The following is a 22,874-nucleotide window of genomic DNA, read 5'->3' on the forward strand; positions in this document are numbered from 1 at the left end:
AAATGCTAACAGTTATTAAAAGAAATGGACGCGTTGAGCCACTTGATGTTACCAAAATACAAAAATACACCAAAGATTCTGTAATGGGATTAGAGGGAGTTTCACAAAGTGAATTAGAAGTTGATGCTAAATTACAATTTCGCGATAAAATAACAACCCAAGAAATTCAGCAAACACTTATTAAAACCGCCGTTGATAAAATCGATATTGATTGCCCTAATTGGACTTTTGTAGCGGCTAGATTATTCCTTTATGATTTATACCACCGCGTCAATCGGTTTAATGGCTATAAAAGCCTCAAAGAATACTTAGAATTAGGGGAAAAAGAAAACCGCATTATTAAAGGAATGAAAGAGAAATTTAATTTAGAGCGATTAGATTTAAAGATTGATAAAACAAGGGATTTACAATTTACTTATTTAGGGATTAAAACCCTCTATGATAGATACTTACTAAAAGACAAGCAAGGTAATCCTATAGAATTACCCCAACATATGTTTATGGGAATTGCGATGTTCTTAGCACAAAATGAAGAAGACCCTAATTATTGGGCAGAGCAGTTTTATGATTTACTCTCTAAATTTGAAGTTATGGCAGCAACCCCCACGCTCTCTAATGCTAGAACACCGCGTCATCAACTAAGCTCTTGTTATATTGGTAGCACACCTGATAATATTGAAGGTATTTTTGATTCTTATAAAGAAATGGCTCTTTTAAGCAAATATGGGGGAGGTATTGGCTGGGATTTTTCTAAGATTAGAGGCTTGGGGAGTTTTATTGATGGGCATAAAAATGCAGCGGGTGGAGTGATACCTTTTTTAAAAATCACTAACGATATTGCTATTGCTGTTGATCAACTTGGCACGAGAAAGGGGGCTATCTCTGTTTATTTGGAACCTTGGCATAGTGATATTTTTGACTTTGTAGATATTAAGAAAAATAGTGGGGAAGAGAGGCGAAGAACACACGACTTATTCCCTGCATTATGGATTCCAGATTTGTTTATGAAAAGAATTGCCGAAGATGGCTTATGGAGTCTTTTTGATGCGTTTATTTGTTCTGATTTAACCGATCTTTATGGGGAAGAATTTGAGACACGTTACCAACAATACGAAGCTAATGAGAGTATCCCAAGAGAAACCATTAAAGCTAAAGAATTATGGAAAAGAATCTTGACTAGCTATTTTGAAGTAGGATCTCCTTTTTTGTGCTTTAAAGACAATGCTAATAGGGCAAACCCTAATGGACATTGTGGAATCATTAGAAGCTCTAACCTCTGCACAGAAATATTCCAAAATACTGAACCTAATAAATGCTTTATTCGTGTAGAATTTGAAGATGGCAGTATTGAAGATTATCCTGAATTTCAAGAAGTCTTATTGGATAATGGGACTAAAAAGCTCTCTAATAAAATTACTTCTCTTGATAGCATTAAGGGCAAAAAAGTTTTTATCGCCCAAAGAGAATCTGTAGATGGAAAAACCGCTGTTTGTAATTTAGCATCTATTAATCTTTCTAAAATACATACCAAAGAAGATATAGAGAGGGTTGTTCCTATTGCTATTAGAATGCTTGATAATGTTATTGACTTAAACTTCTACCCTAATCGCAAAGTTAAAGCTACCAACCTTAATAATCGTGCTATTGGACTTGGTATAATGGGTGAGGCACAAATGTTAGCAGAATCCAAAATAGAATGGGGAAGCAAGAAGCATTTAGAAAAAATTGATGAAATTATGGAAATGGTTAGCTACAATGCCATTAAAGCAAGTTGTGAGTTAGCACAAATCAAAGGTATTTATAATGAATTCCATGGTTCTTCTTGGTCGCAAGGAATATTCCCTATAGATAGAGCAAACACTGAAACTAAGTCTTTAGTAGATAGAGGAGGTCTCTTTGGGTTTATCTATGATTGGGATTTTTTACGCAATGAAGTAAAGACTAAAGGAATCCGCAATGGTTACTTAATGGCAATTGCCCCCACAAGCTCTATTTCTATCTTAGTTGGCACAACGCAAACAATTGAACCTATTTACAAACGTAAATGGTTTGAAGAAAATTTAAGCGGACTTATCCCTGTTGTAGCACCTAATTTAAACTTAGAAAATTGGAATTACTACATAAGTGCTTATAATATTGATCAAACCGCTATTATCAAAGCAGCAGCAGTGCGTCAAAAATGGATTGATCAAGGGCAAAGCACCAATATCTTTATGTCTTTAGAAAAGGCTAGTGGAAAATACCTCAATGAAATCTACACACTTGCGTGGAAATTAGGATTAAAATCTACCTACTATCTCCGTTCCCAAAGTATAGAAGCAGAAAATTCCACAATGGATAGAAGTATTGAATGTGAGGGTTGCCAATAAGTGAATAAGGCTTATTTAATTGATACTTCTATTATTTTAGATGATATAGAAAATCTCTTTTTTCTCTATCAGGGTGGAGAGAATACGATTTTTATCTGCGATGTTACCCTAAGTGAGCTTGATAAAAAGAAAGATTTAAGCACACAAACAGGATTTTTCGCAAGAGAGTTTTTCCGCAATATCTTAAGTGATGAGTCCCGTATCTCATCTTTTAAGCCTCTTTTAGAGGATAGTATCCATAGCATTAACTTTGCCTATAATAATACAAAGATTCCCCTACAAATTATTCATCGCCCAAGATATGAAATTCAACATTTAGACTATGGCTTAAATGATGCAAGAATCTTAGAGATTGCTAAAGATTATGGTTTTATATTACTCACCAATGATATTTCACTTAAAGTTTATGCCATCTCTAATAATCTCATCTCCCAGTCTTTAATCCGTGATAAAATCGACGATCCACATTCTATTAACTTCTTCCACCCGCTTAGAGCACATAAGAAAAATATTGCCTACTCTATTCAGAACAATCAAGATTTTCTATCCTTGAAAAATTGGAGTTTATTAGAAGTTGATGAGGAGGACAACACAGAAAGCTCTCTTTATCTAACAGGGAAAAAATATTATGGGATTAAGCTAGAGGGAAGTTTTGAAAACTTAAATTTTGATGAAATCTTAAAAGAGGACAAACTTTATATCCAACCCATTAATTTAGAGCAGAAATTCCTTTACACAATCCTAACCCACCCAAAAAATAAAATTACTATCTGTAGTGGAGCAACGGGTAGTGGAAAAACACTTATTGCACTACAAGCTGGAATTAGCTTATTTAAAAGAGGGGTAGTCAATGGCATTATTTATATGAGGAATACCATTACCGCTAATGATAAAGAAGCGGAATTAGGTTTTAGAAAAGGTGATGAGAACCAAAAGCTTAGTTATTTTATGTATCCCCTCTTTAGCACCATTAATTTTATGATTACTAAAATGCAAAAGGAATCTTTAGCAAAAAGGATAGAATACAAAGGCGATGCTAATAGCTTTGAGAGCAGAGAAGCCACAGAATACTTTCTCCAAAAGCATAATATTGAAGTTATGGATATAGCACACGCCAGAGGTGTGAGTATCGCAAAGAAATTTGTTATTTTTGATGAAGCACAAAATGCTTCTAATGCAACTATTAAACTTATCGGGACAAGGATTGCTGAAGATTCTAGAATAGTATTTTTAGGCGATCCGGCACAAATTGATCATCCCTATCTTAGCAAATACCGCAATGGATTAGTAAGCTTATTAAAAAAGGCAAAACAAGACGATTTTCTAGCAGGAATTGTTTTAAAGCACACTATTAGGAGCGAGATTGCGGGTTGGTTTGAAGAGAATTTCTAAGAATCTTTATCCTCTAAAGGATGAATTTCTATCACCTGTGCTAAAACTTGTGCATAACTATCCTCTAAAGTGATATTAGAATGAAATTTTAAATCTAGGAGATTTTTAATGGGTTTTTGCTGGATATGGGCAAAAACATAGCCTTTTCTTTGATAATTCTTTGGATTTTTAGATTCTAAGCTTGAACGCAAAGTCTCTAAATAATTTTGGTTTTTATAAAATGCCTCTTCTAATTTTTGTGTTAAATGTACCCCAAAAGGTTTTAAGCTATATTCGTATTTTTTCAATCTTGATTCTAACTTTTGTTGTAGAGACAAAGATAAATAATGGAATTGGTAATAAAGATTTTCTAATTTATTAAAAAAGGGATTCTTTTCTAAAAGCATTGTTAAAGTATCAAAAGTTCTTGTTTTATGCTCTAAAATGCGTTTTAGTTTATCCTCTAAGCTTTTTTGTAAAAAATCTAATCCCATTAAACATTCATTCTTATCAGGCAAGAGTAATTCTATCGCTGCTGATGGCGTAGGAGCGCGTAAATCCGCTACAAAGTCGCTCAATACAACATCCGGTTCGTGCCCTATAGCAGAAATAACAGGCGTTTTCATGTGAAAAATAGCTTCAACCACCAAAGGTTCATTAAAAGCCCACAAATCCTCTAAACTCCCTCCACCCCTTGCTAAAATCACGCAATCTACACCTAAAGAATCCGCATATTTTAAATTCCTAGCAATCTCTTCTTTAGCACCTTCACCTTGCACTAAAGTATCAAGCAAAAAAAACTCTGTTAATTCCCACCTCTTTTGTGCGACCCTCAACATATCGTGTAAAACTGCCCCGCTCTTAGAGGTAAGCAAGGCTACTTTTTTAGGGAATTTTGGGAATGGTTGTTGTTTTTTAAAATACCCTCTCTTTTCATATTCTTCTTTTAGTTGCTCATAGGCTAAAGTTAGCTCACCAATACCACTTGGCATAGCACTAATACAATTTAGCTGGTATTCCCCTCTTGGAGTATAAAGCGAAATAGCACCAAAGAGAACAACACTGCTCCCCTCTGTAATTTTAAATTTCAGTTTAGAAACATTTCCCCTAAACATTACACATTTGAGATTAGAATCTTTATCTTTTAAAGTAAAATACAAATGTCCGCTAGAATGATAAGTGCAATTACTCACCTCTCCACAAACACTCACTTGTAAAAAAGTTGCTTCTAATAAACTCTTAATTTGTAAATTTAATGCACTAACACTTAAAATTTGCATTATTCAACAAACATAATAGCAAGATTGGCACTAATTTGTTGCCCCTCTTTGGCATAAATTTCTTTAATCTCTCCACCAATGGTTGCTAAAACTTGATTTTCCATTTTCATAGCTTCCACAATAGCTAAAACATCACCCTCTTTAATCTTATCCCCTACTTTTACATAAAGCTTAGTTAGGTTTCCGGGCATTGGAGAGATAATATGACCCCGCAAACTGGCTTGAGGCAGTGAATCACTATTGCTTTTATCATTTGTAGAATCCTCATTTTGAGATTCCACTAAAACTTCTTTTAAATCCCCATTAATACGGATAAAAAATGGGCGAACCTTTTCATCTTTTGCACCGCTTCCTTCAACTTTCACCCTATAAGATTCGCCGTGTAAATTAATCGTAAATTCCTTAGACATTGGAGAGTGAGACCCATCCTCAAAGGTTTTAAGGGATTCTGGAGATAAACGATTTTCATTACGTTCCTCTAAAAAAGTCTTTGCGACCCCACCAAAAATAGCATAAGAAATAACATCTGTTGGACTTTTAGCAAATTCCTTAGATTCTTCTTTAGCCTTTTGCATTTCTGGGGCTATTTTATCCGCTGGACGCATATCAATAATCTCTTCCCCCTCTGCTTTTATCTTATCAAGCAATTCTTTAGCAATAGGAGCAGGAGTCTTCCCATAGCAACCTTTAATCATATTTTTAGATTCTATAGTAAGTGTTTTATACCTTGTTTGGCTAAGAATATTTAAAACCGCTTGAGTCCCAACAATCTGGCTAGATGGAGTAACAAGGGGAGGATACCCAAAATCTTTCCTTACTTTAGGAATTTCTGCTAAAACCTCATCCATCTTATCTAATGCATTTTGTTCTCTTAATTGATTAGCCATATTAGAAATCATACCACCGGGTATTTGATTAACTAATACACGCGTATCAATTTGGTTGTATTCAGATTCAAACTTTTTATATTTTCTACGATTGCGTTTAAGTATCTCTGCTGCCCTTTCCATAAGGCTTAAATCTAATTTGCTATCCCATTGTGTATTTTTAAGTGTTGCTACCATAGATTGCGTGCAAGGATGGCTAGTCCCCTCAGCTAAAGCGGAATTAGCTAAATCAATAATATCCACTCCTGCTTCAATAGCCATTAAATGCGAACCAAAGGCAAACCCTGCAGTAGAATGCGTATGTAAGGCTAAAGGAATGCCTATGGTTTCTTTTAATGCTTTAACAAGCTCATAAGCAGCATTAGGCGTTATTAAACCCGCCATATCTTTAATAGCTATAGAATCACAACCCCGCTTTTCTAACTCTTGGGCTAACTCTACAAAATTTTTGGTAGTATGCACCGGTGAAGTTGTATAGCAAACCGCTCCTTGTGCGTGTTTTCCTTGCTTTTTAACTTCCTCTATGGAGACTTCAAGATTCCTAATATCATTTAACGCATCAAAGATTCTAAAAATATCTACGCCATTTTGTGCAGAGAGCTGGATAAATTCTTTAACGACATCATCAGCATAATGACGATAACCGATAAGATTTTGACCTCTTAGCAACATTTGGATAGGGGTCTTTTTAAAAATATCTTTAAAAATTGCTAAACGTTCAAAAGGATCCTCTTTAAGGTATCTTAAACAGGTATCATAGGTTGCCCCACCCCATACTTCAACACTATGAAACCCTACTTCCTCAAAAATCCTTGCTGCTTCTACCATATCCTCTGTTCGCATTCTTGTTGCCAGTAAAGATTGATGCCCATCCCTTAAACTATTTTCTGTAATTTTTATCATTCTTGAACTCCACAAATCTTATAGAAATGAAGCATTATAACATTAATTCTTTTTGTAAAAAGATTTTTATTCTTTAATTCTTAAAATATTTTTACTTTGCTTTTCTTTTAGTATCACAAAACACTACGCAAAACAACATAAAACCTATATTATTCTATATCCTTAATGTATAAGACACATTGTTTTATCAAGTAGGTATCCTATTTGTAAGTTTTTAAAGTTTAAGCACTAGATTTCTTATCCTCTACATTCAATGGGTATTAAAAAATAGATAGATAAAGATTGTTGATAGTATATCTTACTAAAGAGATTCAAAAGATATTCACTCCATTAAACTTTTAAACTTTGCCCTGCTTTACATAGTCAAGATACATCTAACCTAATAATTGCTTCAAATATCACTTTTTCATTTTCTTAGCAATAAAATCCGCAATAAAAGCACTAGAGCACCCTAGATTAAAAACTTCTTTTTCGCGATACTCTTTGATACTTAAGGCTCTTTGGTCTTTATCCTCATTTTTTATTTTCTCAATACTCTCAAGACATTCTTTAACATCTCTAGCATAAAAATGTAATGTTGGGTTATAAAAACTAATCCCTTTATAAGTATTTTGGTTGTCAAAGCCAATCAAAATAGCGGGTTTTAAAGTTGTTAGGGGAAAGGTATAAACCAAGCTTGAATAATCCCCTATAAGACAAAGGCATTCTCCCATTTTTTCTGCACTTAAACGATTAGAGGTATCATAGAACACCCCCCCCCCTCTAGGGAAATTAAGAATCTCTTGATAATCCTCTTTTTTAGAACCCGGATGTGGGCGTAAAATAACTTTTTGATTATTTGTTAAAAAAACTTTTAAGAGTTCTTTAACCAAAACAAGATTCTTCGTATCATTAATAGCGATTAAAATAGTCTCTGCATTAACCATAGGAGGAATCTTAGAATATTCTAAAATATAACTATCAAGACTAGGATAACCCGCACATACAAGCTCTTCCTCATAACCGCATTCTAAAAACTTCTCTTCTAAAATTTTATAATTAGAAACAGAAGTTATCATCCTAAACCCATTAATCCCCATTTTTCTCTTAAACCAAAAATCATCAAGAGAGCGATTGCGTTGATAAAGTGCGGCGATAGGGTCAATATAAGCGTGAGAGACATAAACATACTTTGCTCCCCAGCTAGGAGCAGTAAGTGGCATAAGACAGGTTACATAAAATTGAAAAATATTTAAAAATATCCCCATATAGCTAGATTGTAGAGGGAAGCAAATAGATTGACTTCTTTTAGAAGGAGGCAAACACACATAAGATTCTTCATCATAATACACATAAATAACCCTTAAGTTTTGCCTCTGCAAAAAATCTCCAATCTCTCCTAAATGTTTGCCTCCACTAAAGGTTGTAACTTGTATCCCAACAACAGGAGATTGCAGATTAAAATAGCTCGTAAAATAATCATTAGCCCTAAAGCATAGCTCTTTAAAAGCTACCACAAAGGCACTTTTTTCATCTAAAGAAATCCAAAAATGCAAGCAAAAATACCCCGTATAACTCAAAAAAAGAAAATGGTCGTTTATAACATTTTCTTTCACCCATTCAAAGTTAAAGTTCTCAAGGGCTTCTTTAAAGACTTTCTCTAAAGATTCTATGCCATTTTTAACTAAAGGCAAGCTTTTAGCATTCTCGAATAATTTCTTATAAAAATCTTTATCTTGATGAATAATCCACAACTCCCCCTCTTGAATACTATTTTTTAAGAAACTAAGAGAGGTAGATTCTAAGGAATCATCCACAATAAAAATTTGCCTTTGTTCCATATAATGTTGCTTTTGCAGCTCTTTTATCATCAAATGAGCCGCTTGTGTATCCTCTCCATTAGGATAAAGGTAGAGATTTTTAGACTTTTTTTGCACTCCAGCACCTTGTTGTATATTTAATATCCAATTCCTTAGGTAGCCTCTCACTCATCTTTTGAGTGATTTTTCCAAACAATTCTTGTCCCTCTTTAGTTTCTAAATCCCAATAAGGATTTTTTACACTCCGCCAAGCATTGATATAATTCTCTAAACTCTGATGAAAATAAAAATCTTCCTCTATATAAATAATATTATCAAAAAGTTCTTTATGCTCTGCTATAAAGCTTCTTTGCTCCTCTCTCCTCACACCTCTTGTATAATTTGGCACAAACTCTAAAATAACATTTTCCGCTATCTCTTGAATCTTATCGGACAAATCCCGATGATTCCACATACAAGAAAAATAACTTTGAGGCTTTAACAACCGATAAGCTTCCTTTAAAGCCTCTAATCTATCCATCACATTAAAGCTGCTCCCAAAGGTAACCCAATCAAAATCACCGCTAGAGAGTGTAGAATCAATCCCTGTAGCCCTAACCCATTCAATCTTACTGCCTTTTGTCCTTTCAATCCCAATTTCACGCATCGCATCATTAGGCTCTACGGCAACTACTTCACAACCTCTCTCTAAAAGCATAATGCTTAAATTCCCTGTTCCAGCACCAATATCAGCAACTCTTAAAGGGGTATTTTTGCCCCCCCCCCCGCCAACTTCACGAGCATAGTAATAGTATTTGGTGCATAATTAGGTCTAAATTCATAAAATTTTGCGTGTTTGGTATAATCCCACACTTGTTCAACGATTTTTTCCATAGTTTCTCCTTAAAATAAATTTTTAGATGTAAATTTTAGATTTTAAACTTTTGATGATATTCCCACCTCCTTTTTAAAATCAATTTTAAAAAAATTATGCAAAATATACTCTGCTAAATATTCACTAGCCTTACCAAAGTGATAAAGATTATCTGCTCTATATCTAACAATCTTTTCTGTCCATTGTCGCTGTTCTTTTTGAAAGGCTTTTACTACTTTAATAAATGCTTTTGTGCTTAAAGTATCCAAGCATTTTCCAAGCCTTTCATCTAAAACTTGCTCTTTAGTAAATAAAACAAGGCTAGGGGCAAGGCTTAAGAAAGGAAAGGAATATTTAGAAGTTGTTTTTCCACAGACAAATAAAAAAGAATCCAAATAACTCTGTGCTTGAATTTGCCAAGAATCATCGATAAAAAAGTTTTTAGCAGATTCTAAAGGTTTAAGCATTTGCTTCACATAAGCACTATTCCAGACATTTTCACAAAATCTTCTTGAACGCAAAATCACCTTAACATTAGGAAGTAAATCTTGTATAACCCGCATATAAGGTATCATTAACTCTAGCTCTGCTATATCATAAGGTGCAAATAAAACTGCCTTTTTCACCCTTGCTTCTTGCCTACTAATTTCACTCACCATTCTATCAAACCCCAAATAACCACAAGGGATAAATTCCCCCCCCCCCGCTAGGCATAAACTTAGGAGAAGCAATACAGAGATAATCAAGCTTTTCTTCTTGCTCTTTTAAAAATAAAGAGGAAAAATCTGCTAAAGAATGTCCTACAATGATTGTAGAAATTTTTGTATTTTTAGGAGTCCAAGATACTTTACAAAGCACATCCACATAATCTACTAAATCCAAATAAAAACAAGGGAGAAAGATAGCTAAAGAATCTAAAGATTCTTGAGAGATTTTTTCTTGAATCCTTTGGTAGGCTTCAGAGGTTCCGCAAAAATAGACAATTTTAATACCACCTTTAGAAAACTCTGTGATTTTATCATCTAAAAATCCCAAATGCTTATCCTCTGCCATACCCCCAAGTTCAATCCCTAAAACTTGTTTCCAACCTTTAAGGGCAATTTGGCTTTTAAGCTTTTTAACACTCTCTCTAGCATAAAAAAGCATAGAATCTTCACAATAAGGGATAGATAATTCCTTAAGCTTATCTTGAAGTTTAAAGATAGTTTGATGATTTAAACCCGAGCGTTTATCCCAAGCAAGTTCCACACTTGCACCTTGAGACAATATCACCTTAGCATAATCCCTAATGCCGCAAGTGTCTATATTATCATCAATAAAAATCGGTGTTTTCCCTGTAACATACTCTACCATACCACCAAGCACTTTTCCTGTAACTCCTGCGGGGTAGATATAAGTTGAGGGTTTCATAATATTCCTTTATCAAACCCTACTTTTGAGGGTTTTAAACTTTTCTTACACTCCAAGCCCTAATTTTATAAGGGATTTGAATAACCGATAAAGAAGAGATTTTAGAGCTAATCATCGTTAAAATCTCTTGCCACCGACGCTCACCTGCTTGAGCTTGTATATCATTCACAGAATGCCAAGCACCTAAATAACGTTCCTTATCCATAGTTTCAAAGTAATCGCATTCCATAAAAAAGCAATCTTTAAAATCTCCTGTAGAGATAAGAATTTCTTCCCATTTTTTGACATTTTGACTCCCACTGCTAACGCGTTCGAGCTCTGGGACAATGCGTTTAATCTCATTTTCAATTTCAAAAAAAATAGAATCTTCTTGTATATTTCTAGGATTCCAAATAGCAGTAAAATATTTGCCCCCCCCCCGCTAGCATTTTTGAGTATCCTTGCAAATTCTGGCAAGGATTTTTTAGGGTCTGTCCAATGAAAGGAGCTTGCCATAATTACCCAATCAGCATAATGAGAATCCACACCGGTTTGCTCTCCACTTCCCTTTTGCCATTTTACATTCATACCCTCTGTAACCTTAACTCCCTCTTCTCGCATATTATCATTAGGTTCTACCGCCAAAACATTACAACCAAGCCCTGCTAAGACTTGAGTAAGCTTCCCTGTCCCTGCTCCAACTTCTACAATATTTAAATCTTTTATAGGCTTTCTCTCATCATTGACACAAGCGATAAGCTTTTCTAAAAGCATTTCACTATAAGCTGGACGATTATGATAATGTTTTGCAACCTCTGTAAAATCACCTTGCTTCATTGCATTTCCCTTTTATAAAATCTTGGAATTATACCACCCACTGCTTAAACTTAGCCACATTCCCCCAATATATTTGAGATTTTAAGCGATTTAAAAACACCTAAACCCTAAACAACAAGAGAATAATCTAGCTTTAAGAATAACTTATACGATGAATTAAATAAGGTTTATTTTAATCTTTATTGAAATCCTCTATATTGATAGATAAAAAACTGCATAACTACTACCTATACCTAAATCATTCTACCTTTTAAACTAAAACAATAACTACTTAATAAACTTGCTTAAGTTTCAAATAAAGAAGAATAATAAATAACAATAAATCAATAAAACAAAGATATAAAAAATAAAAACCTTTAGGAATATTAAATATTACTAAGTAATACTAACTAAAACACAACAAACAAAGAATAACCAAAACTAACTCACCAAACTAAATAATATTTAAGAGATAGTGTGGATATGAGGGGATAATCATTATCTTTAGTGTAGTGTATTAGCTCTAGTGGATAGGGGTTTTAGTTATTTAGTGGGGTGTAGTGTTGGCTGTTCTTTTTAGGCATTTTTATTTAGTGTAGTAGCTAGGTTTTTACTTTATTTTTATTGTGTGCTGTATGTTGGGGAGGAGGAGGGATAAGTATTATCTTTGGTGGGGGGTATGAGAGCAACTAAAGAGTCAATAAAGCTTAGTGCTTTTATTGTCTCTTAATCTTTGTCTCTTTTTGATTATTCTAAATGTTATTAACGCAAATTGTTTTCTCTTTAATATTCTCTTTAATATTCTCTTTAATATTCTCTTTAATATTCTCTTTAATATTCTCTTTAATATTTAATAGAGAGAGTATGGCTACCTTTCCCCTACCACATATAATTAAACTTCCCATACCCTGTATGCATAGTGGTATTCTTAGTCCCATTCATTCCATAGTTAGAATTCTTAAGTAGGGATAAGGATTAAACCCTACCACATATAATTAAACTTCCCATACCCTGTATGCATAGTGGTATTCTTAGTCCCATTCATTCCATAATTTAAAGAGAAATAAAAAGCATCATTTAAAGGAATAACTAAAGTAGTCCCTAAAGCATATTCTAAATTATCTAATTTACTCTCTCCTCCTCCATAATACCCTATATTAGAATATCTCCCTTTAGGATTATCTACATTAGGATTCATAGTCCAATCTACTCCTGCATACACTAAAGTCTTAAAATGTTTATGCCAATCACTATAAAAAGAAAGAGAGGTTTTAGTTTTAAATAAATTCATCTTATGGGTATAATTGCGTCTTGTAATAGTATTGATGGCATTACTCATCGTATAAGCTTTAGAATATCCTCCATTATAACCTAAACCTATCTCTGGAGTTAAAGTATGCTTAGTATTAAGCTTAATATTTATCCCCATATTAACATTAGCATCATAAGCATAAGATTTAGGTTCTCCTTTAAATTCTGTTTGTCCTACCCTTTCAGAAATATCATTTTGTATTAAACCAAATTGTGAAGAGAATTTAGAAAAGAGTTCATAATCTTTATAATTAAAAGGATGATAATACCTAACTCCTGCATAATAGGTTCTATTATTTAAAGCTAGAATATCTGAAGGATAAGTTTTAGAACTAAAATCATCATATCCTCCATAAATCCCATAAATATCTTTATTGTTAGGATTTAAATAACTATAACCAAAGATTACTCCTTTAGTATGTCCTTTAGAAGTTAATCCTCCATTTAAAGAAGTATTACTCTTAGAGATATAAGGAAGCATAAAGGCTAAATGATTCTTATCTTTAGTTTCACTAGATCTAAGTAAAGCATCACTCCCTAAATTATCAAAGTTTGCATAAATAGCTCCTTCCTCATAAGCCTTATTAAAGTTAGAATACACATTAGCACTTCCTTGATTATGGATTAAATTCACCGCATTCATAGCATTACCCATTACAGCATTTACAAAGTTTGCTCTAGCTTGGGTATTACTAATGAGTGTTTTTCCTAATGCTGCTGCTGAAGTCTTAGCAGCATCAACAGAAAAGCTTAGAGTTTTACTTAAAGCATCAACATTAACATTAACACTAGGATCATTGGTTTTAAATTCTGCTTTAGCAAAGACTTTAGAATTAATCTCTGCAGGATTGCTTATATTAGTATCTTGAGAAGTATCAATATTAATAACATTTTTAGGATCTTGAACTAAAGAAGAGAGATTAGTAATATTTCCTGCATCAAAGGTAACATTAGAAACACTTACAACACTTAAATTAGTTCCTGTTATTTCTAAAGGTTTAACCTCTCCTTGAGAATTTGTAGAGACTAACCATTCTTCAACTTCTACTTTACCACTTCCATTGCTTTCTATTTTCGTAGTATCACTAACTTTACCTGTATTACTAATACTTAAACTACCACTTCCATTATTTTTAATATTAGCCCCTATACTAGCATTCCCTGTATTACTAAGGGAGAGATTTCCAGAACCAGAGTTAATAATATCTGATTGTAAGGTAGCATTCCCTTCATTTTTAATAACGATAGGAGCATCTCCACTTACTTCAATATTTCCTGCGACCTTTGCATTATCAGAATTAGTAATACTAATAGGAGCATTACCACTAGCACTAACTCCACCTCCTAAAGTAGCATTCCCTTCGTTTTTAATAACGATAGGAGCATCTCCACTTACTTCAATATTTCCTGCAACCTTTGCATTATCAGAATTAGTAATACTAATAGGAGCATTACCACTAGCAGTGATAGAGCCTCCTATGCTACCACTTCCTGAATTGTTAATTTTTAATTCAGCATTTCCTGCTGTTTTAATATCTCCTCCAATACTTCCAGAATTAGAAATAGCTAAAGGAGTGCTACTTTTAGTTTCAATACTTCCTGTAATAGCATTAGCATTACTTGAAGTATTAGTAATAGAGTTAAGCTTACTACTCTCATCAATAGTAATATTTCCTGATATAGAAGCATTACCATTATTTACTAATCCTCCATTAACACTAGCACCTTTTTCTATCTTTATCTCACTCCCTATCTTTGCATTATCAGCATTAACAATATCTCCCTCTAGTTTTGTATTAGCACCACTTATGGTAATGCCTCCACTAAGGGTAGCATTCCCATTATTCCAAATGGCTTTACCTGAAGTAGCGGTTATAGTTGCACCATCTGATATAGTGATGTTACCAGTTATATTACCACCATCACTAGTAATACCTGCGTAGTATCCTCCTTTTATCATAGAGCCAACACCTGATATGTTCATATCTCCACTAAGGTTAGCACCAGATCTAACCCAGATTCCACTATAACTCCCCTCTATCTTAGCTCCTCCTGATATATTAATATCTCCACTAAGGTCAGCATTAAAGCTGAGTATGATTCCATTATAACGCCCCTCTATTCTAGCTCCATCTTTGATAGTAATCTTTTGGGATTTGGTTCCAGATTGCAAGCTAATACCAGTGTAATTTCCACTAATCTTAGTATTAGCTCCACTAATTTCAAGTTCTCCTAGAGTTTGGTTTGCTCCTACTACAATACCTGAAAGATTTCCATGCACTACAGCCCCATCTTGCATAGAGAGCTTTCCAAATTTACCATTACCAGCTACACTAATACCAAAACCATTTGCTCTTATTGTTCCTGTATTAATAATATTTTCAATAGTTCCTCCATCTTGTAGTTTAACGGCTGCATCTGCTGCTGAGCTACCCTCACCAATTATACTTCCCTCATTAATAAGGGTTTTAATAGTTCCTCCTGCAGTGAATATACCACTATCCCCTCCTTTAATTGTCCCACTATTAGTAAAATTTTCTATGGTAGAACCATTAATATTAACACCAGTTCCATTACTATTACTTATCACTCCATTATTATTAAAGTTTGTAATACTAGATTGATTCCCTATCTCAATACTTCTACCATCTGTCTTTATTGTCCCACTATTACTAAAATCTGTAATAGTAGTTTTATTAATATATACACCCACTGCATTACCAACAGATTCTATGGTTCCAATATTTTTAAAAGTTCCTAAAGTAGCATTATTTTCAATAGCTACAGCAGAGGAATTACTTTGTTTTTTTATTAATCCTTTATTCTCAATAGTTCTTGCACTAGCATTATTAAGTTGTAGTGTATTTCCATTGCCATTATTTTGAAGTGTTACTCCATTATTAATAATTAAATCATTATAGGTTTTTCCTGCTACATTACCTATAATTTTATTATTAACTCCACTAGTATTTGTTATAGTATCTATAGTTCCATTATTTTCTAAAGTAATAGTTCCTGATGTAGCCCAACTATCAGCTACTAAAGAAGTATTTAAAGCAGTTATTAGACTGAAGCTTAAGAATAAAGAAGAGCTTGGCAAGTTAGAGATCAAAGAAAAGTTATGAGATTCATTTTTCATTGGTTGTTCCTTTTATGTTAATCTTTTGGCTATAAAAAATATTTACTTTAATAAAATTAAATATATTATAACATATATTTATAATAAATTTATTTATATTAAAGAATGTAAATTTAAAATACTCTTGTAAAGTAAGAAGTTTAGGGATTAATTGATTAAAGATTAAGGCTTTAAGATTAGAGTGAAATTTAGATTCTATAATAGAATCTAAAAACTTAGGATTAAATAATTGAGAGATTAAACTTTGAGAATCTAAAGGTTTAGGATTCATAGCTTTTGTATTGAGATTAGAATCTAAGGAATTAGATTTTAAAGTAGAATCTTTTGTATGGGATTGTAAAGTTATAGTATTTGCAGTTTTAGCATTGACTTTAGAATGTAAGACTTGGCTTCTTATAGGAGTATTATTGCCCCCCCCCCCCGCAGGGCATTAAGGTTATAAGCATAGAGTTTTGCATAGGGTATCCTCCTTAGTATTAAAATATTTTTGCTTAATCAATATTTTTAATCTTTAGATAATATTATTTCTATTGTTTATGCTTTATAGCTAAATTTTTCTAAAAATATGATTAATTCTACTCTTTAACGAATATGCCCCATAAACTCTTCTCTTGTTTTAATATCACTTTTAAAAAGTCCTCTAATGGCACTTGTTATCATTATGCTATTTTGTTTTTCCACTCCACGCATTATCATACACATATGCTGTGCTTCTGCTACTACCATAACTCCTTTGGGCTGTAACACTTCCATTAAAGTATCTGCGATTTGGGTTGTCATCTTTTCTTGGATTTGCAAGCGTCTGGAATAGACTTCCACTAATCGTGCTAATTTTGAGATTCCTACTACTTTTGAATCTGGAATATAACCGATGGAGATTTTGCCAAAAAAAGGTAATAAATGATGCTCACATACTGAATAAAACTCTATTGCTTTTAAAATCACCATTTCATTACAGGCTCCATCACTAAAAACTACATCCAAAATCTCTCTAGGATTGCTTTTATACCCACTATATAAATGCTTCCAACTTTCAATAACTCGATTAGGGGTATTTAATAATCCCTCTCGCTCCCTGTCTTCTCCAATATAATCAAAAAACTTTTTAATACTTTCTTCCATATCTTACCTTTATCGATTCATTAAAGCCCTAATGCGATTTTCAATACTAGGATGTGTACTAAATATCTCTTTAATGCCAAAAATATAAAGTGCTGCCCTAGTTGGATTCTGATCACTTGTGCTAAAATCTGATTGTGCGTAATGATTGCTAATCTTTTGCAAAGCTTTAATCATGGGCTTACTATCACCCATTAAATAAGCCGCACCTGAATCTGCCATATATTCTCTACTCCTGCTTAAAAACATCTGCAAAACCAAAGTAAAAAGGGGTAGAATAAATTGCAAGGCTATCAATAATCCTCTAGCAAGATTCGCCCCTCTTTGTCTTGAACCCCCCAAAAACATATAAACACCATAATTCACCACTAAAAGCATAATATTGCTTAAAACCCCTACCATTAGAGTAAGTCGAATATCTCCGTGGCGGATATGGCTTAACTCGTGTGCCATTACTGCCTTTAATTCCTCTCTTTGTAGATTCTTCACAAGTGTTGTGGTGAGAGCTATTAAAGAATTATCCTCCCTCCAACCACTGGCAAAAGCATTCATAAATGGGGCTTCCATTAAATAGAGTTTGGGTCTATAATCCAATCCTGCCTCTTTGACTAACTCCTCTAAGATTGTGCTTAATTCTCGCTCTTGAATGCTTAACTCATAACCATATTTAATCTCTTTGTATTCATTCCCGCTTAGCAAAATCCCTTTAAAGTTACTAATAACTAATAAAACGATTCCACTAGCTACTAACAAAAGGCAAAAGGTAACTACTGGAAATTGCTGAAAAGTTATTAGGGCATAGAAGCCAACACTAAGTGAGGGGGCATTAATACGAATAATATCTACAAGTAGCCCGATAAAAACAAAAATAGCGATATATATGGCGATAACACATTGGGTTTTCAAACGATTTTCTGCTATTACTCTTTCAAACACACTTACTCCCACTCTGTTTGCATAACTTCATTATGTGCAATTTCTCGTAAAAGATTGGTCGCATAAGCACCTTTTGGTAAATAAAAGCTAAATTCACCTTGTGCTTCTTCTTCTTTGTAAAAAAACTCTAAATCTTCTACAAAAATCCACGCATATCTTCTTTGCCCGATACTTTTTATTCTAGCATCTACGAAATTTTTTTCAAAAAAACCTGCTAAGTTTTGCGTTACTTGCATTTTTTTGCCCCCTAATAACCCCATAACAGAAATACTTTTATTTAAAAAACGATGAGAGTCCTCATAAATGCTCTCATTGCTTATCATAAAATTTCTACCAAAAGGATAATGACACATCATATCTCCGCTAAAAAGCTTAAAAAAGTGGGGTTGGTTTTTTATACCTTTGCAATATTGCTTATCACTAAAACATTCAGGAATATCTTGAGTGTGGAGATAGGCGGTTAATACTTCTTTAAAGTTTTCATCAAGTTTGAGTAAATGGGATATATCAATCCTCAAAGAAAGCCATTGATTAAAAAGGAGGCTTTGGTAAGCCCCTATCAAAAAATCTCTTAGTTTTTTGTTGCGTAGTTTTTTCTCCTCTTTAATAATAGATTCTCCTAATAAATAATTATCTAAATTTTTACCAAAACGTTGGTAGCCAAAATAATTAGGAATTCCATAGGATTTTATTTGGGAGATAATTTGAAAAATTTTTACACTATTGAGTGGATTTAGTTTTTTTACGCGGATAAAAAATCTATTGCCTTTAAGGTGTCCGATTTTGATTTTATTTTGGTGTTTGGTTGTTTCTAAAATTTTGATACGTTCGTGAAAAAAAGACTCTAACTTCTTTTCATAAAGGCTTGGTAGGCTAATATGCTGAATAGCTAAGGAATCCTTATCTTTAAGCCCGGCATAGCCTATCTCATTTTCTTTAACACCTAAATAAGAAGAAAAAGCTTTTAACATTTCAAAAGTTGTAATATTTTTTTTACGCAACTTAATGATTAAATGCGAACCGCTACCGCTAAAAGTATAAAGGGGAATCTCTTCTACAACGAAATCTCTTGGGGTCTGCTTAAAATAAAAATCAATAGGAGAGTGGGTATAGGCATAAGAAAAAGAAAAATTCATTTTCTTACTTAACTTTGACTAAAGATTAATGACAGCCACATCCTCCGCCACCACAACATCCTCCATCGCCGTGATTATGAGCGTGCAATCCTTGACTTAACTCTTGTTCTGTCGCTTCTCTAACATCTAATAAAGTTACTGCAAAACTCAAAGTTTTGCCCGCTAAAGGGTGGTTATAATCCACAATAACTATATCATCATTAAAGTCTTTAACAATCACTTGAACGGTTTGCCCATTATCTCCTTGCCCAAAGAGAGTCATTCCAGCTTGTAAATCAATCCCTACAAATTGTTCTCTTGGAACTTCTTGCACATAATCTGAAATGTATTCACCATAAGCATCATTAGGGGCGATAACTATTTCTTGCTTATCACCAACAGACATTTTAGCAACTGCATCTTCTAGCCCCTTAATAACTGCACCGCTACCCATAATAAATTCTAAAGGCTTCCCCCCTATATTAGAATCTAAAATATTTTCTGTGCCATCTTCTTTTACTTGGTATTCAATGCTTACAACTTGGTTATTATTAATCATAAATTTCTCCTATAAATTTAATAGAATCTTTTTAGATTCTTCTGCTTCTTTGGTTTCTGGATAAAGCTCTATTAATGTATCTAAAAAACGTTTTGCATTGTCTTTTTCTTTAATTTCAATAAAAGATTTTGCACTATTTAGCATTAAATTTGGTATATAATCTGCTTTATCATAACGCGTTGCACTCACTTTATAATAGTAAATAGCGTCTTGATAACGCTTTTGAGTAAATGCAATCTCTCCTAATAAATAATTGCCCCTTGCGGGTTTATAATGCCCTTTAACTGCAAATTGCAAATATTCATTCGCTAATTCATAATCCTTAGCGTTTAAATACTCTTCAGCTTCTTTAAATACTAATGCAAGTTCTTTATTTTTGAGCTCCTCTAAAGCTTTTGCCTTTTGGGTATCTTGTGTTTCTTTATTTTCCTCTTTAGGGGATTCTTGCTCATTCTTTGCTACTAATTCATTTTCTGCTTTGCGTTCTTTATCGGTATTTACATTCTCACCATTATCATCTTGCTTACTATTATTATCTTGTTTATCTTCTAAAATCGGTTGTTTTAAATCTTTTTTAGAATCAAGATTTGCGATATTTTCATTTTGTTTATCCTCTTGAATTACCTGCTTTTCTGCTTTTTGTATAGGATTAGAGTCTTTTTGATTATTCTTTGTAGCTAATAATTGTTTTTGTTTAGCTGTTTGTTGTGGGATTAAATCATATATTTCATCTTTTAAACTTTGAATCTCTTCTTTAAGTTGTGTGTTATTTTTTGCTAATATTTCACTTAATGCAGTAATACTTTTTTTAAGATTTTCTATATTTTCATTTTGTAAAGCGAAATTTGAATCAACATGATTGCGTATATTTGCCATAGCCGCATTATTTTCGCTTTGCATCGTATGGATTTTATTAGTAACTTCTTGTATCCTCTGTATCTGTCCTTCAAAAACACTTTTTAAGCCTTCTTGTGATTCATCAAGGGTGTCTATCTTTGTAGAAAGATTAAAAAGTTTTTCGTTCATCAATTTCGCTTCACTCTTTGCATCAAGAGAGCCGCCAGAGTTAAAAGCTGATGGCTCTTGTGAAAAAGCTATAGTAAAAATCATACCTATAAAAAAGATTTTTCGCAATTTATCTAACCTTATGGCAATATTTTAAAGGTTACTTTTCTATTTTCAGCCCAACATTCTCTAGTCTTTGAAGTGCAAGTTGGCTTACTCTCTCCATAACTTACAAGGATAGTTTTATTTTGATCAACACCCTTTGCTACAAGAGATTCCCTGACAGCTACCGCTCTTTTTAAACCTAAAGCATAGTTATACTCATCAGTTCCCCACTCATCGGTATTACCTTCAATTCTTACTGATAATGTCCCAATTGCAGGAGATAGTAAAACATTTACATTATTATCTACCACTCTTTGCATATCTGGGCGAATAGTAAATTGGTCAAAGTTAAAGAAAACATTCTGTAAATTACTATCTACATACTTTATCCTCTCTTCTAAATTCGCAAAATTATCTTTACCTGCTACATAACCCTTTCCATTATTTGCACTTTGTCCATAAGAATTACTTGATGAACTTGATTGCACACTCCCTTTTTGACTACAACCAGCTATTAACAAAACAGCTGCTAATGAACTTAAAACTAAAAGTCGTTTCATTATCTTTCTCCGTGATATTTTTGATTTAATTTAAAGATTATAACACATTATTTAACAAAATGCTACAAAACTTCTTTTACCAATCCATAGATTGAATCACACTATCTTGCAAAGGAAATAATAAGGTTTTATTGTAATTTAAACGTATAATTCCTAAGGCACTTTGATTAGCTTCGTGTTTAATATACATAATAGTCTCTCCATCTCGTGAAAATCGTGGTAATTGATTTACCCCATTAGATGTTAAACGTCTAATAAAATCACTTTTAGTAGAAACTAGATAAAGATTAAAGGTATTAGGATTAAAAGCTTCATTGCTTTCACGACTTGAATAGACAATATAATCCCCAAAAGCATTAGCGGCATTATTATTTCTGCCGTGAAAAACCATTTGCTCTATCTTCCCCGATTCTTCTCCTAAAATTGGCATAGCAAATACATTAGGATACCCTAATCTATCAGAAATAAACATGATCTTGCTTTCTTCTTCAATAAAATTTGCACTTACATCAATACCTTTATAATTTGACAATTTCTTTAATTGTGCCGATGGAATATCGTATAAAAAAATATCTGCTTGCTCATTAGGAGCCATTGTTAAAAGTATTTTTTGAGAGTCTTTACTCACATCAGAAGCTACCAACATACCCTCACTTGTTAAAATCTTAGTATTCTCTCCAGTTTTTAAATCATATTTAAAAAGTGTAGGTCTATCCAAATACTTCGTATAATAAAAAGCATTTTGTTCCTCATTAGCCCATTTTGGAAACACATTTAAGCCTCCGGCAATAACTTTAGTTTTATGCGTCAATGTATAATCTGCTAATAAAATCTCACTCTCTCCGGGTTTTGTATAACGAGCTAATACCACCATTCTTTCTAACCAGCTTACATCTGGGGCTTGCGTATATTTGTTAATATCCACTGCTATTTTATGTGCTAAAAAAGGATAAGCATCAGATTTTGTAGTGCTATATTGTTTATTAAAGGCTAGATTTTCAGAATTAATATCATAAAGCTGTAAATTAACTTTTAATCCCCCATTTCTGAATGTCTCCGTATCAATCTTTGCGATTAAATCAATTTTTTTAGAGCGGTATTCATCAAAATTAACGACTATTCCACTTGAAACAATTTGCTTCTCTTCTTCAACACTAAAATGCCCAGTAACCTTTAAATCAGCAACAAGCATTTTAAAAATTTTTAAACCATATTCTTTTTGATAATAATCTGTTCCTACAATTCGCACTAGAATATTAGGAAGTCTTCCAAATTTTTTTACCACCTCTAAAGTTGCATCAACATTAGCATATACTAATTGGCTGCAAAAAATAAGAAAAATATATAGTCTTCTCATA

General features: G+C 33.1%; 16 protein-coding genes and 2 pseudogenes. 3 read left to right on the plus strand and 15 right to left on the minus strand.

Annotated elements, in window-relative coordinates; translation table 11 throughout:
- Positions 1–2: 2 nt before the first annotated feature.
- Positions 3–2,369: a ribonucleoside-diphosphate reductase subunit alpha gene (locus tag CDV25_RS02890; protein ID WP_108910693.1), complete on the plus strand. Its 2,367-nt coding sequence runs from the start codon at positions 3–5 to the stop codon at positions 2,367–2,369.
- Positions 2,370–3,761: a PhoH family protein gene (locus tag CDV25_RS02895; RefSeq protein WP_108910694.1), complete on the plus strand. Its 1,392-nt coding sequence runs from the start codon at positions 2,370–2,372 to the stop codon at positions 3,759–3,761.
- On the opposite strand, the gene xseA is transcribed toward CDV25_RS02895, so the two are convergent.
- The 8 genes and pseudogenes from xseA to CDV25_RS02935 form a co-directional block, all read right to left on the minus strand.
- A complete protein-coding gene (gene xseA, locus CDV25_RS02900) occupies positions 3,758–5,020 on the minus strand; it encodes an exodeoxyribonuclease VII large subunit (protein ID WP_108910695.1) in 1,263 nt (420 codons plus the stop codon). The two genes, CDV25_RS02895 and xseA, sit on opposite strands and share 4 nt — an antisense overlap.
- Complete coding sequence (oadA, locus tag CDV25_RS02905; RefSeq protein ID WP_108910696.1) at positions 5,020–6,810, minus strand: sodium-extruding oxaloacetate decarboxylase subunit alpha; 1,791 nt, start codon at positions 6,808–6,810, stop codon at positions 5,020–5,022. Before oadA ends, xseA begins: the two co-directional genes overlap by 1 nt.
- Positions 6,811–7,208: 398 nt before the next feature.
- Complete coding sequence (locus CDV25_RS02910; RefSeq protein WP_108910697.1) at positions 7,209–8,726, minus strand: hypothetical protein; 1,518 nt, start codon at positions 8,724–8,726, stop codon at positions 7,209–7,211.
- Positions 8,710–9,482, minus strand: a pseudogene (locus tag CDV25_RS02915) (class I SAM-dependent methyltransferase). The gene CDV25_RS02910 and the pseudogene CDV25_RS02915 overlap by 17 nt, the downstream one beginning before the upstream one ends.
- A gap of 42 nt (positions 9,483–9,524) precedes the next feature.
- Positions 9,525–10,208 carry a hypothetical protein gene (locus CDV25_RS02920; protein ID WP_162550403.1) on the minus strand — a complete coding sequence of 228 codons (684 nt, stop codon included), beginning with the start codon at positions 10,206–10,208 and terminating at the stop codon, positions 9,525–9,527.
- A complete protein-coding gene (locus CDV25_RS02925; RefSeq protein ID WP_108910699.1) occupies positions 10,126–10,872 on the minus strand; it encodes a hypothetical protein in 747 nt (248 codons plus the stop codon). Before CDV25_RS02925 ends, CDV25_RS02920 begins: the two co-directional genes overlap by 83 nt.
- A 34-nt stretch (positions 10,873–10,906) precedes the next feature.
- Positions 10,907–11,688 (minus strand): annotated as a pseudogene (locus tag CDV25_RS02930) (class I SAM-dependent methyltransferase).
- Positions 11,689–12,649: 961 nt separating this feature from the next.
- On the minus strand, positions 12,650–16,117 hold the full coding sequence (locus CDV25_RS02935) for a hypothetical protein (RefSeq protein ID WP_108910700.1): 3,468 nt from the start codon (positions 16,115–16,117) through the stop codon (positions 12,650–12,652).
- Between the two features lie 281 nt (positions 16,118–16,398).
- Here CDV25_RS02935 and CDV25_RS10095 point away from each other — a divergent pair, with 281 nt between their 5' ends.
- On the plus strand, positions 16,399–16,551 hold the full coding sequence (locus CDV25_RS10095) for a hypothetical protein (protein ID WP_162550404.1): 153 nt from the start codon (positions 16,399–16,401) through the stop codon (positions 16,549–16,551).
- Between the two features lie 148 nt (positions 16,552–16,699).
- Here the strand turns inward: CDV25_RS10095 and folE are convergent, their stop codons facing one another.
- The 7 genes from folE to tolB all read right to left on the minus strand — a co-directional run bounded on the left by folE (position 16,700) and on the right by tolB (position 22,873).
- Positions 16,700–17,239: a GTP cyclohydrolase I FolE gene (folE, locus tag CDV25_RS02945; protein WP_108910702.1), complete on the minus strand. Its 540-nt coding sequence runs from the start codon at positions 17,237–17,239 to the stop codon at positions 16,700–16,702.
- Positions 17,240–17,248: 9 nt separating this feature from the next.
- Entirely contained in the window at positions 17,249–18,172 is a 924-nt protein-coding gene (gene htpX, locus CDV25_RS02950) for a zinc metalloprotease HtpX (RefSeq protein WP_108910703.1), read from the minus strand.
- A 2-nt stretch (positions 18,173–18,174) separates the two neighbouring features.
- Positions 18,175–19,308, minus strand: coding sequence for a tRNA pseudouridine(13) synthase TruD (truD, locus tag CDV25_RS02955; RefSeq protein ID WP_108910704.1), 1,134 nt, complete (start codon positions 19,306–19,308; stop codon positions 18,175–18,177).
- A 25-nt stretch (positions 19,309–19,333) separates the two neighbouring features.
- Positions 19,334–19,846 (minus strand): FKBP-type peptidyl-prolyl cis-trans isomerase, encoded by a 513-nt coding sequence (locus CDV25_RS02960; RefSeq protein WP_108910705.1) that lies wholly within the window; start codon positions 19,844–19,846, stop codon positions 19,334–19,336.
- Between the two features lie 9 nt (positions 19,847–19,855).
- On the minus strand, positions 19,856–20,980 hold the full coding sequence (locus tag CDV25_RS02965) for a tetratricopeptide repeat protein (RefSeq protein WP_239056409.1): 1,125 nt from the start codon (positions 20,978–20,980) through the stop codon (positions 19,856–19,858).
- 11 nt (positions 20,981–20,991) lie between these two features.
- The gene (locus CDV25_RS02970) at positions 20,992–21,516 is read right to left on the minus strand and encodes an OmpA family protein (RefSeq protein WP_108910706.1); all 525 of its coding nucleotides are present in this window, start codon (positions 21,514–21,516) and stop codon (positions 20,992–20,994) included.
- A gap of 76 nt (positions 21,517–21,592) precedes the next feature.
- Positions 21,593–22,873: a Tol-Pal system protein TolB gene (tolB, locus tag CDV25_RS02975; protein ID WP_108910707.1), complete on the minus strand. Its 1,281-nt coding sequence runs from the start codon at positions 22,871–22,873 to the stop codon at positions 21,593–21,595.
- Position 22,874: the final 1 nt, after the last annotated feature.

It is taken from the genome of Helicobacter apodemus (assembly GCF_003097575.1).
In the GTDB taxonomy this organism is placed as follows: Bacteria; Campylobacterota; Campylobacteria; order Campylobacterales; family Helicobacteraceae; genus Helicobacter_D; species Helicobacter_D apodemus.

Bases quoted from the DNA above. Each gene is read 5' to 3' on its own strand.
- CDV25_RS02890 (WP_108910693.1), top strand. From the start codon at position 3: ATGCTAACAGTTATTAAAAGAAATGGACGCGTTGAGCCACTTGATGTT.
- xseA (WP_108910695.1), bottom strand. From the start codon at position 5,020: ATGCAAATTTTAAGTGTTAGTGCATTAAATTTACAAATTAAGAGTTTA.
- oadA (WP_108910696.1), bottom strand. From the start codon at position 6,810: ATGATAAAAATTACAGAAAATAGTTTAAGGGATGGGCATCAATCTTTA.
- CDV25_RS02925 (WP_108910699.1), bottom strand. From the start codon at position 10,872: ATGAAACCCTCAACTTATATCTACCCCGCAGGAGTTACAGGAAAAGTG.
- CDV25_RS02935 (WP_108910700.1), bottom strand. From the start codon at position 16,117: ATGAAAAATGAATCTCATAACTTTTCTTTGATCTCTAACTTGCCAAGC.
- folE (WP_108910702.1), bottom strand. From the start codon at position 17,239: ATGGAAGAAAGTATTAAAAAGTTTTTTGATTATATTGGAGAAGACAGG.
- truD (WP_108910704.1), bottom strand. From the start codon at position 19,308: ATGAATTTTTCTTTTTCTTATGCCTATACCCACTCTCCTATTGATTTT.
- CDV25_RS02960 (WP_108910705.1), bottom strand. From the start codon at position 19,846: ATGATTAATAATAACCAAGTTGTAAGCATTGAATACCAAGTAAAAGAA.
- CDV25_RS02970 (WP_108910706.1), bottom strand. From the start codon at position 21,516: ATGAAACGACTTTTAGTTTTAAGTTCATTAGCAGCTGTTTTGTTAATA.
- tolB (WP_108910707.1), bottom strand. From the start codon at position 22,873: ATGAGAAGACTATATATTTTTCTTATTTTTTGCAGCCAATTAGTATAT.